The 12,311-nt window shown below is 48.6% G+C and carries 10 protein-coding genes; 2 read left to right on the plus strand and 8 right to left on the minus strand.

From position 1 onward, the window contains the following. Nucleotides 1-134: 134 nt before the first annotated feature. The 4 genes from HMPREF9069_RS02580 to HMPREF9069_RS02595 all read right to left on the minus strand — a co-directional run bounded on the left by HMPREF9069_RS02580 (nt 135) and on the right by HMPREF9069_RS02595 (nt 3,018). Entirely contained in the window at nt 135-353 is a 219-nt protein-coding gene (locus HMPREF9069_RS02580; protein WP_021625562.1) for an NADH-ubiquinone oxidoreductase-F iron-sulfur binding region domain-containing protein, read from the minus strand. 24 nt (nt 354-377) lie between these two features. Beyond that, entirely contained in the window at nt 378-1,970 is a 1,593-nt protein-coding gene (locus HMPREF9069_RS02585) for a DUF262 domain-containing protein (RefSeq protein ID WP_021625563.1), read from the minus strand. An 87-nt stretch (nt 1,971-2,057) separates the two neighbouring features. Beyond that, complete coding sequence (locus HMPREF9069_RS02590; protein ID WP_021625564.1) at nt 2,058-2,483, minus strand: hypothetical protein; 426 nt, start codon at nt 2,481-2,483, stop codon at nt 2,058-2,060. 94 nt (nt 2,484-2,577) lie between these two features. Further along, nucleotides 2,578-3,018: a hypothetical protein gene (locus HMPREF9069_RS02595; RefSeq protein WP_021625565.1), complete on the minus strand. Its 441-nt coding sequence runs from the start codon at nt 3,016-3,018 to the stop codon at nt 2,578-2,580. A gap of 382 nt (nt 3,019-3,400) precedes the next feature. On the opposite strand from HMPREF9069_RS02595, the gene nrdD reads away from it, so the two are divergent. Then, the gene (nrdD, locus tag HMPREF9069_RS02600) at nt 3,401-5,629 is read left to right on the plus strand and encodes an anaerobic ribonucleoside-triphosphate reductase (RefSeq protein ID WP_021625566.1); all 2,229 of its coding nucleotides are present in this window, start codon (nt 3,401-3,403) and stop codon (nt 5,627-5,629) included. 511 nt (nt 5,630-6,140) lie between these two features. Continuing rightward, complete coding sequence (locus HMPREF9069_RS02605) at nt 6,141-7,286, plus strand: DUF8462 domain-containing protein (RefSeq protein ID WP_035438243.1); 1,146 nt, start codon at nt 6,141-6,143, stop codon at nt 7,284-7,286. A 107-nt stretch (nt 7,287-7,393) separates the two neighbouring features. On the opposite strand, the gene HMPREF9069_RS02610 is transcribed toward HMPREF9069_RS02605, so the two are convergent. From HMPREF9069_RS02610 to HMPREF9069_RS02625, 4 genes are all read right to left on the minus strand, one after another. Beyond that, nucleotides 7,394-9,076: an InlB B-repeat-containing protein gene (locus tag HMPREF9069_RS02610; RefSeq protein WP_021625569.1), complete on the minus strand. Its 1,683-nt coding sequence runs from the start codon at nt 9,074-9,076 to the stop codon at nt 7,394-7,396. Between the two features lie 161 nt (nt 9,077-9,237). Next, complete coding sequence (locus tag HMPREF9069_RS02615; protein WP_021625570.1) at nt 9,238-10,587, minus strand: sensor histidine kinase; 1,350 nt, start codon at nt 10,585-10,587, stop codon at nt 9,238-9,240. Beyond that, entirely contained in the window at nt 10,584-11,303 is a 720-nt protein-coding gene (locus HMPREF9069_RS02620; RefSeq protein ID WP_021625571.1) for a response regulator transcription factor, read from the minus strand. Before HMPREF9069_RS02620 ends, HMPREF9069_RS02615 begins: the two co-directional genes overlap by 4 nt. Nucleotides 11,304-11,425: 122 nt before the next feature. Beyond that, nucleotides 11,426-12,277 carry a C39 family peptidase gene (locus HMPREF9069_RS02625; protein WP_021625572.1) on the minus strand — a complete coding sequence of 284 codons (852 nt, stop codon included), beginning with the start codon at nt 12,275-12,277 and terminating at the stop codon, nt 11,426-11,428. Between the last annotated feature and the right edge of the window lie 34 nt (nt 12,278-12,311).

Genomic DNA, 12,311 nt, shown 5'->3' on the forward strand with positions numbered 1-12,311 from the left:
GATTGCTGAAACGATGTGTGGCTTTTGGCAGGCGAGGCCGTGGTGGCTGAACCAGAACGTGGCTTCTTTAGTCGCGGCTTATCCGTAAATCAATCAATCTCATTTGCGGTTTTCACGCCCAGATAATCGTAGTTTTAACCGTGGGTGTACTTTGTGGCAGCGTGGAGCATATTAACCTCATGCAATTCGAGTTTACCCTCGATATAAGGTCTATACATCGCATCGACCGAAGCAACACCCATCGAGCAACCACCGCAATTTTCGCAGGAGCTATCATCACAAAATGACAAGCCCTGTGCCACAATAGCCATACGCTCCTCGGGAGTCGTATCCTTAATCAGCACACTCTTCATTACAATCCCCCTTAAAAACCGCAGCTACAGACCTCGACGATAGATTGCCCGCGTCGCTTCACTTAGCTGAGGATATGCCCAGCGCACAGGCGCCTTGTCCCCCATTTGCAAAGCAGAACCAATTGCCGTTGTAGCATCCCAATCATCCGCGTTGCGCAAAGCAAGCGCACGGCAAAACTCATCATCAGCAGGAAAACGCAGAGAGCCACCCTCTTCATTAAGCAGGTAACTGGCATAAGCCACAGCAAAGTCGCCACCAACCGCGCGCACACCTTCAAGACGGGCAATCAACTGCGAAAAAAATTTCTTCATACCTTCTGGTGAGCAATTACAGGCAAGTCGCCTCATCAAATACGACTCAGTAATACGCAAAGACCTCTCAAACACTGCGGCGTCAATATCCTGCTGATCATAGGCATCGTGGAAAAACAGCAGCAAAGGATTGACCGCTGTCTGGGGACTAATATCCGCTTGACCAAGCTTGCGCAGATCCGCTAATGCAGCATCAATTTCAGGACGCGACTCGCAGCCCTCCATTACCCGTCCTTGGGTGATGTGCACATAAGAACGCACAGTGCGACGCAGTTGGTTGATAAGAGTGATAATGGCATTTCCACTACTATATCCGTTGTCACGTACATAGCGCTTGAACGTCGCATAGATATCAGAGCGCTTAAATGTTTGAGGCGCACGGCTGGCAGTTAGCCAGTCATGCAAGAAGTTCTCAAAAAGTTCCGCGCCATTATCAGTATCTAGCGACTGCTCAATCGGTCGCCAAAAACTGCGATACAGCGACTCTTGGCTCTCAATCGGAGCTGACATCAAAATAAAGTTGCGCACAAGATCAGCCGACGACAAATCCTTGCCCGTGGAATTCATCGACTCAAACACCAGCTGAGGATTGTCCTGACCTTCGGTTAGTGCAATAGATGCCACCTGTAGCTGCTGAATTCCCAGCCAGATAATATTGGCGTCGACGGTTTCTAGCTGACGCTCAAAATAGGCAAGATTTTCCTGCAGGTGACTTGCGCCTTCTGCCTGGACAAGCAGATCTCCTTCGGATGTTGCAGGCGCTATCGGCACAGGTGAGGCAGCTGCAGTCTCTGTTTGCTCACCTGATTCCAGCTCATCAACAAGTACCTGAAACACCGCACGGTCGCCTTTGGAAAGCGTCAGCTTGTAGTGGTCAACGCCATTACGATGTTTGTTAGTAAGATACCCATCATCCAAAATCTCTTGAGCAGAGAAGCTGAGTTGCGACGCTCGCTCGGGATGGCAACGTGCATAGCGCGCTAGAGCCACAAACACCAGCATCAACGTGGTGACTCGCTGCTGACCATCAATGAGCAGCCGCGACTCGACGCCCGATGAGGAAACTGCCCCATCCTGTACCCACACAATTGAACCAGTAAAGTGACTTGGTGGCATCAGCGTGCGTCCACCGTATGCACTACGAAGACGTGCATCTTTTGCCGCACGCCCCACTGTCACCATATCATCCCAAAGCTGTGCACACTCGCGCTGGCCCCAGGTATAGGGTCGTTGATATACCGGCACAACAAAACGCAGGTTAACAGGGGTAATGAGCCCGACAATAGTCGCGGTATCTGCATGCATGATTTGCTTCCTTAGCTAAAAAAGACATGCCGCCAAACCATCTTGGCAGCATGTCCAGTCTAGCAGTCAGCAGTTAATGCAGCGTATCTATTTTTGGGGCGCCTTCTCCGGAAGCGACTTGCAAAAATAATGCACCAGTACTTGTGTCGTAATTATCGCTAGGATGCTAAATACTAATAACACTGCCGGAGAAAAAAAGATATCTAAAGGCTGTATCTCGAATAAGCGAGAAAACAGGTAATTTGTAGTGTCAATAAGGAAAAAAATCCCAAATTCAAAAAAAGGAAATAGCAAACAAACTGCAGGTATAAGCCATCTACCCTTCCCCTTTCCGAACACTAGTGAAGATATCAAGAGTAATCCTGGGATTATCACTACACACCATAACCAAGTGCCAGACATAGCCGCAATTTCGTCAGCATGAGTTGTGTAGGTATCGATTGCCATCACAATGCCCGGAATCTCAGCCAAGGCAAAAACAATATGTAGGATTGTCGGCTTATTTACAAACATGGCTTTTTCCTCTTTACCGTCCCAGAAAACCAAGGAATTTCGTCAACATTTCAACGCGCAGCCCAAGCATTTCAGTATGGAAAAGAAAACTAGGTCATCTTTCAATTGTCGAGTGATCATTGGGCAATTTCAAAAAAGATTGGCAAAAATAATGTACAAGCACTTGTGTGGCAATAATTGCAAGAACGCAGAGAATTGTGCTTGCCTCCCTGCCAGGAAAGTAGGAGTTACTAACAGTCAATATCAATTCAGGGAACATATAACACGAATTAAGCGCGAAACAACAGGCGCCAAAAGCCTCGATAAACAACAGCAAACAGAGCGCAGGAATGAGGCGCCTACTTGTGCCTCTACAAAAAATAAGTGAAACCAGAAGCAGAACCCCCGGAACAACACCTGCGCACCAGAACAGCGCATCGGCAGACATGTCATATGCACTTAAATTGATAAACCAAAAATAAATTAGGACAGCTATGCCCGGAAGTTCAAGCAGGGCAAAGGCAAGATGTACGATTTTCGACTTATCTGCAAACACAGCGATAGGCTCACTTTCTCCTCCCCTTTGGGAAGTTGCTTCTGACCTACGTATACACTATTTGTTGTGGTACACCTGCACACGGTCACAATATATCGGTGAGCGGGCAAGCAGAAAGATTTTTTCTTGCAACGCTGATGCAATATTTATATGAGCCACAGCGCTAGAAAAGTTTTCGTCACGCGTCTAGCTGGGGTTCTAGAGCTTTTCAACCGTTTTTCTTCAAACTATCAACAATTGATTTCAGTATTTTAGGACTTGTCCACATTATGTGGTATAGATTGTCACCCAGATACCCAATAGATTGTGTATACTAGAATCTCAGATCATTTACTTAGACAAAAAGCGCTAGCGTAGCGCGCCATTCAGCAAGGAGACAGGCATGAAAATTATCAAGCGCAATGGCAGTGAAGTTGCCTTTGACCTCTCAAAAATTACCAATGCTATCCTTGCTGCAAACAAGGAAGTGCCTGCCGACGAGCGACTCACCGACCGTGAAGTTCAGTTTGCTTCTCTCAACGTCGAGGAAGAATGCAAGCAGCTCGCTCACACCGTGTCCGTCGAGGAGATTCAGGACCTCGTTGAGGACCAGCTGATGAAGCTTGACCGCTTCTCCGTGGCCCGTAAGTACATCATTTATCGCTATGTACAAAATCTCAAGCGCCAAAAGAACACCACCGATGACCGTATTTTGTCTTTGATTGATTCCAACAATGAGGAAGCAAAGCAGGAAAATTCCAACAAGAATCCTACTGTCGTTTCTGTCCAGCGTGACTACATGGCAGGCGAGGTTTCTCGCGACCTAACCGACCGCAAACTGCTCCCCGAAGACGTTGTCAAAGCTCATCAAGAAGGTATCATTCACTTCCACGACTCTGACTATTACGCACAGCGCATGCACAACTGTGACCTCGTCAATCTCGACGACATGCTGCAAAACGGTACTGTAATTTCGGGCACTATGATTGAAAAGCCGCATTCCTTCTCGACGGCTTGCAACATTGCAACCCAGATTATTGCCCAGGTTGCCAGTTGCCAATATGGCGGCCAATCAATCTCGCTAGAGCATCTTGCTCCCTTTGTTGATATCTCCCGCAAAAAGATCCGTCGTTCGGTCTATGCCGAGATGGAATCTATCGGGTTTGATGCTTCAAATGAGCAAATCGAAATCATGGTCGAGAAGCGTCTCCACGACGAGATTGCCCGCGGCGTCCAGACCATCCAATACCAGGTAGTCACCCTGATGACCACCAATGGCCAGGCACCCTTCATCACTGTCTTTATGTATCTAGGTGAAGCGCGCGACGAGCAGACCAAGCGTGACCTTGCTCTCATCATTGAAGAGACGCTGCGTCAGCGCTACCAGGGCGTCCGTAACGAAGCGGGTGTCTGGATTACGCCCGCCTTCCCCAAGCTTATCTACGTGCTTGAAGAGGACAACGTCCGCGAAGGTACACCCTACTTCTATCTCACCAAACTCGCAGCCAAGTGCACCGCAAAACGTATGGTGCCCGACTACATCTCTGAGAAGAAGATGAAGGAATACAAGCTCTCTACTGGTGAGACCGAAGGCAACGGTGATTGCTATACCTGCATGGGTTGCCGTTCCTTCTTGACACCTGACCGCAGCGCCAACGGTGGCTATGACAACATCTCCCGCGCAAAGAACTATGTCCCTGGCAAGCCCAAGTACTATGGACGCTTCAACCAGGGTGTTGTGACCATCAATCTTCCTGATGTTGCTCTTTCCTCTGGTGGCGACATGGACAAGTTCTGGAAGATTTTTGATGAGCGTCTGGATCTCTGCCACAAGGGTCTGCGTTGCCGTCACGATCGCCTAGTAGGCACGCTTTCCGACGCAGCACCTATCCTTTGGCAGTACGGCGCACTCGCCCGTCTTGACAAGGGTGAAGCCATTGACAAACTGCTCTATGGTGGTTACTCCACCATCTCACTGGGTTACGCAGGACTCTATGAGTGCGTAAAGTTCATGACTGGTCGCAGCCACACCGACCCCGAGGCAAAGCCCTTTGCTCTACAGGTTATGCAGCATATGAACGACCGCTGTGCTGAGTGGAAGGCTGCTGAAGATATCGATTACAGCCTGTATGGCACGCCCATTGAGTCCACCACCTATAAGTTTGCTAAGTGTCTACAGCGCCGTTGGGGCATCATCCCTGGCATTACGGACAAGGGCTATATCACCAACAGCTATCACGTCCATGTGAGCGAAAAGATTGATGCTTTCACCAAGCTCCAGTTTGAAAGCGAATTCCAGCGTCTATCCCCTGGCGGTGCTATCAGCTACGTTGAAGTTCCCAATATGCAGGACAACCTTGAGGCTGTTGTTGCCGTTATGCAGTTCATCTATGACAACATCATGTATGCCGAGCTCAATACCAAGAGCGATTATTGCCAGGTTTGTGGCTATGACGGAGAAATTCAGATTGTCACCGATGACGATGGCAAGCTCGTGTGGGAATGCCCCAACTGCCACAACCGCGATCAGGACAAGATGAACGTAGCACGTCGTACCTGCGGCTATATTGGCACCCAATTCTGGAACCAGGGCCGTACACAGGAGATTAATGATCGTGTGTTACACCTCTAAAGCATAGCACGGTGCCTGTCTGCTACTACATTCGGCGTCCACATGTATGACTCGGAGCCAGGGAAGTTTTGCTTCCCTGGCTTCTTTTAAGCACTTGTAGGATACAAACCGCAAATGCAAACCACAGATGGTTCAAGGATGGGGCACAAACCGCAAATGGTTCAAGTTTCGGAGTTGGAGTACACAAAACAGCTGGTCATTTTTTTCGGTAGACCGAAGGATGAACCATTTGAGTGAATACAGGCCGAAGGATGAACCATCTGTATGAATGCAGGCCGAAGGATGAATCATCTTTCGAAATGAACCATCCATCGAAATTTTGGCGACGCGGGAGATGGGCATCTGGTAGCACAGATAGAGGCAAGAAGGAACCTAGCAGCGTGGATAAAGACAATCTCAGGGAACATAAGTTGATACAAATCGGTATAAGTTACTATAAGTTAGTATGAGCCGAAACAGCTTGGTTAAAGTCAGCATACTCCCGCGTGCATCCCCCGAAAGGAAGACCACCATGGCAATTAATCCTTTTAAACCTACAGCGGGAAAACTCCCTCCCATCCTTATTGGCCGTCAGGCAATTATCGACGATTTCAGACATGGGCTGCTCAACGGCGCCGGCGCACCGGAGCGTCTGATGCTGCTGACGGGTCAACGCGGCTACGGCAAGACTGTTATGCTCACAGAACTTGGAAAAGTCGCGCTTCAACAAGGTTGGGAGCTCGTTTCAGAAACCGCAACCGCTGGTATGTGTGAGCGCATGATAGAGACACTAACTGCAGGAAGTCCTCGAGTAACGGGGGCAGATTTAGGACCAAGCATTGGCATTGGCAATATCGCAAGTCTGAGCCTAGGTCATGTCGATTTTTCCATCGAGCAGCAGGCACTCACTTTGCGTAGCGCTATTAACGAGCGCCTCAAGAAACTCCCGCCTGGACGTGGCATCTGCTTTTCTATTGATGAAGCACAAGCAGCGTCTTTGGAAGATATGACTATGCTTGCCACTACCGTACAACACGTTATCCGCGACCAAGATTTGACCAACGCCAGTGATAAAGACCAAAAGGGTATAGCCCTTGTCTTTGCTGCACTTCCTTCGCTCATGGATGACTTACTTAATGACAAAGTTCTCACTTTTTTGCGACGAGCAGTTCAACGAAAATTGGGTCCGGTTCCTATTGTTGAGGTAAAAAATGCATTCATTACTTCGATAACACATTCAGGAAAGCAAATCGACACGACTTTGGCACTACATGCTGCACAGGAGACATTTGGTTACCCGTATATGGTGCAACTCGTGGGTTACTACATGTGGCAAGCAGCAGAAAGTCGCAGATCCCAACAGATCGAAGAGACCGACTTTAAAGAAGGACTGCGCGATGCAGTACTGGCATTTGAAGATGCCGTCTGTGCACCTGCATTTAAGGGTCTAACCCTTGCTCAACAAAGCTTTGTCATGGCTATGTTGCCCGACCAACCTCACGCTAGCAAGGTTGCAGATATTGCCGAACGTGTACATAAAAGCCAAAGCTGGGTTAGCAAATACCGTGCAAGTTTGATTGATGCGCGTGTCATTGAATCAGCAGGTTATGGGCACGTCCGCTTTGCAGTCCCCTACCTCGTTGAATATCTTATAAAACAAGACAAACACGAATGCTGACAGTACAAATAACCACAGATAACAAGGCAATTTTTCATGTAACTCACTAAAAACGGCTCCAAGCAATGATGCTGGGAGCCGTTTTTCTAGGCTATGACAGTCTCGAATTACTTCTTCAACTTCTTTGAGGCAAGCAGAGCAGAGCCACCCGCTAGGGCCATCATTGCTGTGCCACCCAAAACGCCTGCGTCACCTGTCTGAGGAAGTGCAGACTTGCGCGTCTTTACCACACGTTTGGTAGTTTTCTTGGAATGTGTCTTGGAGGCAGGTTTACTGGGTTTGGTATCAGGCTTGTTAGGCTCAGGATTGGGCTTGGGACTTTCCTTCTTTGCAAACACGGCATAGACGGTAATATCCTCCGTTACGGGAGTATCAGCAGTAAAGCTTGTGCCGCTGCCGTCAGCAACAGTATTCCAGCCCTCAAAGCTATAACCATCCTTAGTGGGATCTGCAGGCATTGCTTGGCCTTCATCTGCGCCAGTAGCAATAGTTTTGCTGTCCTCAACATTTACCTTGCTAAGCTCTTTGCCATCTTGGATAAAGGTAACGCTGTGCTTCTTAGGAGCGGAAATGCGGAAGCTATAGGTCATGAGATTGGGCTCGTCTGCAGGAGCTGCCTCATCGCGGCCTTCAGTATTCTGCTTGGCAGCAAAGACGTAGGGAAGACGGGAGAACTGATGTGCATCGTTTTCTGCGACTGAATCATCCTTATTAATGATTGCATCATTATCGCTTGACATGATGGTATCCGAGGCACCATACATGTAAGCGGTTGCTGTGAGATTGGTGTCAAAGGGTGCCTTATCTGTAACTTTAAGGCCATCAATATGAAGGGAAATATCCTTCCAATTTATGGCATTAATCTTCCTGTATAGTTCTTTGAGCATCTGGTAATCATTTGCAGGCTGGTTCATACGTGCCTTTACCACTAAGCGTTTGCCATCTTTTTCTGTCGTGGCAGCAAGAGTAAAGTTGTCTAGCTGAGAAAGCTTATATGTCGTAGCACCCGTTGCTTCAAGTCCCTCGGGCAAATCGAGAACAAATACCAACTCACCATCTTGAACAGCCAATCCTGTTTCTGGCATATTGCGCTTCATGAGTTCCTGTGCAGGGAACTCTGAATTGATAATGGAAATCAACATGGTATTCATTGCTTTACGATAGATATCAAAGTCTACGTTCATATCAAGATTGATCGTATCCCCAACCTTGTGCTGCGCAATAGCGGTGCTAGACATATTGCGTTCAGTTATATCTCCGTAGACGTTGTAATCATTTGCTACATCTTTAATCAAATCTTTGTACTCATCGAGCCCATAGGGCATCCACTGCAATCCGCCCTTCCAATAGTTATATTGTTCGTTTGGATTTTCCTTATGAGGACGGTAGCCTTCATCACCAGGCTTCTTGGTATATGTATCTACAAACCCACCCAACCAAAAGTCTTCATATCCCTCATACTCCGCATTATTCTCTTCACGGATACCGGCATTTGGGAATATAAAAGTCATATTCGCTATCTCATAAATATTTTCTTTTGCCCAGTCCGCCTTGCTGGTCTCAAAAAAATTGTTGAGGTATGTAGGGATGACAATACCCTCTTTACCCTCGTTGAATGAAGGTTGTAAGTGGTAGTTCAGCTCGGCCCAGTAGTTACCATCGACAGCTTGCTTCTGCTCCTCAGGCATAGGTACAACCTCAGCAAGCGCTGCGGTGGGAGTACCACCAAGAGTAAGACTAAGCCCAAGAGTTGCTGCGGCAATACGACTTAAGTGCGGTTTGAGATTCATGTAAGTCCCTTTGCTGTTTTCTCTCAGGGGGGGGGGACGAAATTATTTGCCGACACGTCCACCCACCTGCATCACTAAATGCACTTGCCATATAACCTTAAACTATCTGAAAGAAAAATGCACAGCTCAAGCAGTTATTCGTACCCCAAAAGGGCTAAGCCTTACGTCAAATGCTCCAGCGTTTCTAAAATTTGTTCAGTTTTTTGCTCAGGCCGTCTCTCAATAGGCGGAAAGACCAAAATAACCGAAAACAGATCTGCATCTACTGCAAGTTTCAAACTCCCGCCCTGCAGTTCCATCAGGCTCTGAGCAATCGACAGACCCAAGCCCGAACCTTCGGTCGTGCGTGAAGAGTCTCCCCGCACAAAGCGCTCCAACAGTTCTTCCGCACTTATATTCAACTGCGTCGCAGAGACATTCTTGCAGCTAATTTCTACTCCCCCCTCAGCCGAGGGCTTGGCACTGAAATAGACGCGTGTGCCTGCCATGGCATACTTAGACACATTGCTAAGGATATTGTCAAAGATACGACCCATCTGCCTACCATCGGCCTTAATCATCAGCGGCTCATCGGGAGTAGTACATATCAGCTGAATGTTCTGCTTGTCCAAACGCTCTGTCCACTCGCCACCCGCCTGCGCTACTAGCACAGAAGCATCAAGCGGCGCCAACGCAACTGAGATATTGCCTGTCTGTGCCTTTGAAGCCTCAATCAAATCCTCAATGAGCTTCCTTAGACGCAGAGACTGACGGGCGAGCACATCAGAGCATTCCTCAAGCTTGTCTTCATCGCGACCCTCCGGAGCGATTGCAAGCTCTGCGGAAAGCAGATCAGCATAGTTGATGACCGAGGTCAACGGCGTTTTGAGATCATGGCTCACATTGGCAATGAGCTCAGTACGGAGACGCTCGGCACGCACCTTATCCTGCTCGGCATCAAGGCTCCGGCGCAGTGCTTCCGCCCGTTCATCTGCAGCTACAGAGCTAACTTGTGCCAGCCTGTTGACATCACTTGCAAGTCCACGAAGATTACCGCGCATCAAACTCTCATCCACTTGCGCCGTAAAATCACCAGCAGCTAGACGCTTAACCGTCTTGCTTATCTCGTCGAGACGAGCTTGGCGTTCACCCAGCATCACAAAACTCAGCGAACAAATTGCCAGTATCAAAAGTATGGCAAAAATATCTATAGTTCCACAAAAGAGCACTAGCACAACAACGACAGCGTATCCCAGCGCCCAGCGCCAAAGATGCGACCAAGCGGTTTTGATATCGTCAGCCATCTCCCAATGCTTTGCCACAAATAGCATGCAAGCCACCATTGCACAATCAAGCATGCTAATGATGTAGTAGCTCCCAGGAAAATCGGTCATGCCATATGCAGCATAGACAAAAAATGCATGGATCAGAGGAACCAACAAGAATACGCTGATAATCGCCAAAATACACATGAACCAAACCCAAATAGCACCAGCGTGCTCATTGGGGATGTGCTGGTTGTTGTGCTTCACCGTGCGCCTCCCATCTTGTAGCCGCGGCCCCAAACCACCATAAGATAGCGAGGCTCAGCAGGATTAATCTCTATTTTTTCTCGCAAGTGGCGTACGTGAACGGCAACGGTATTTTCACAGCCATACGAAGGTGCACCCCAGACTGCTTCATAGATTGCAGCGGGACTGTAGACACGCCCAGGATGCTGCATGAGAAAGTAGCAGATATCATATTCTTTGGGCGTAAGTGCAACCGCTTCGCCATCTACGGTAACTTTTTTTGCTGCGTCATTAAGCTCGATGCCACCAAGGACAAGCGTTGCGGTGGCCTCCTCTTCCTGAGGATTCGCTGCACCTAGGCGCTTGTATCGGCGCAGTGCGCTACGTACACGTGCCAATAACTCCGCAGGCACAAAAGGCTTGGTTACATAATCATCCGCACCCAAATCGAGACCGAGTACCTTATCCGCATCCTCACTTTTTGCTGTGAGCATAATCACAGGCACATTGCTGAGCTTGCGGATTTCCACCAGCGCCGCCGGACCATCCATCACGGGCATCATCACATCAAGCAAAACCAAATCGATGGGACTGCCTGCCTCAATCCCCTGTTCTACCGCCGCAACAGCTTGTTCACCGTTGTAGGCACAAAACAGCTCATAATCGGGATTTTGCAGGTAAATCTTGAGTGCACCAACAATATCATGGTCGTCATCTACCAAAAGAATGCGATACATCTGAACTCTTTCTCAAGCAGACCATTGCATTGCAAGACAATGTGCGGTCAGGGCGGCTGGTATACGTGCAAGACTATTTTCTCACGAGGATATATGAGTTTGCAGGCGCTAAGTTCTGCTCGTCAGACTTGACTTTTGCGCAGGACCCACAGATTTTGAATCTGGCCCTCAAGCTCGTCATAGGTCCAAATCTTATTGGAGCGTTCTTTGCTATTGGGATCGCATACCACGATGCCATCATCCTTGAGACCTGCGAGAACAATAAAGTGACCGGTCTTGGTAAAGTCACCTTGGCCCATGATGCAAATGATAGGGTTGCCTGCTTCAAGATTTGCCTTAACACGCGCCTCCTGCAGGGGAATTTCGGTCACATCTAAGCCTAATTTTCGGCCGCCCTGAAATATGAGCGCCCATGCACTGCCTTCACCATTGACCGCGTAACCCTGGGCTGTTGCAAACTTACCCATTGCAAGAGGCGACATCGACGTGTCACCCGTAAGGTAGATATAGACCATCGATAAGCAGCTGGGGCCACAGCCAGAAAGCGCGAAATACTGACCAGCATAGCGGGTATAGCCCCATCGTTCGTCCCATTGCAAGAAAAGCGGAACCGTTTTACTCTGCGCGTATTCCGAAAGATCAATAGTTGGATGATCGTTATGGTGCTTGTCATAGTCCAAAACAAACTGGCGAGCCTCGGGATTACGTTCAAAAAGACTTACAAGCTCGGCAGGAGTTGTTTTTGAAGGACGCTGCCAGGGCAGATAACCCTGCCGCAAACAGATAGCTCCAAGGATAATGAGCGTAAGGACAAAAAGAGTGGTGAGGCGCTTGAACCAGCCGCGATAACGATGTTGGCGACGCGCACGGCGCTGGTAAGACCGCAGGGTTGAAGCGCTGCGACTATAGCGCGTCGCGCTACCTTTATAGACAGCATCGTTATAGGGCGCAGACCCTCCGCGGATGGCTTCCATGCACCCTCCTATCTTCTAGTTGTTGCCTTTTCAG

It is taken from the genome of Atopobium sp. oral taxon 810 str. F0209, assembly GCF_000466405.1.
Taxonomy (GTDB): Bacteria; Actinomycetota; Coriobacteriia; order Coriobacteriales; family Atopobiaceae; genus Olegusella.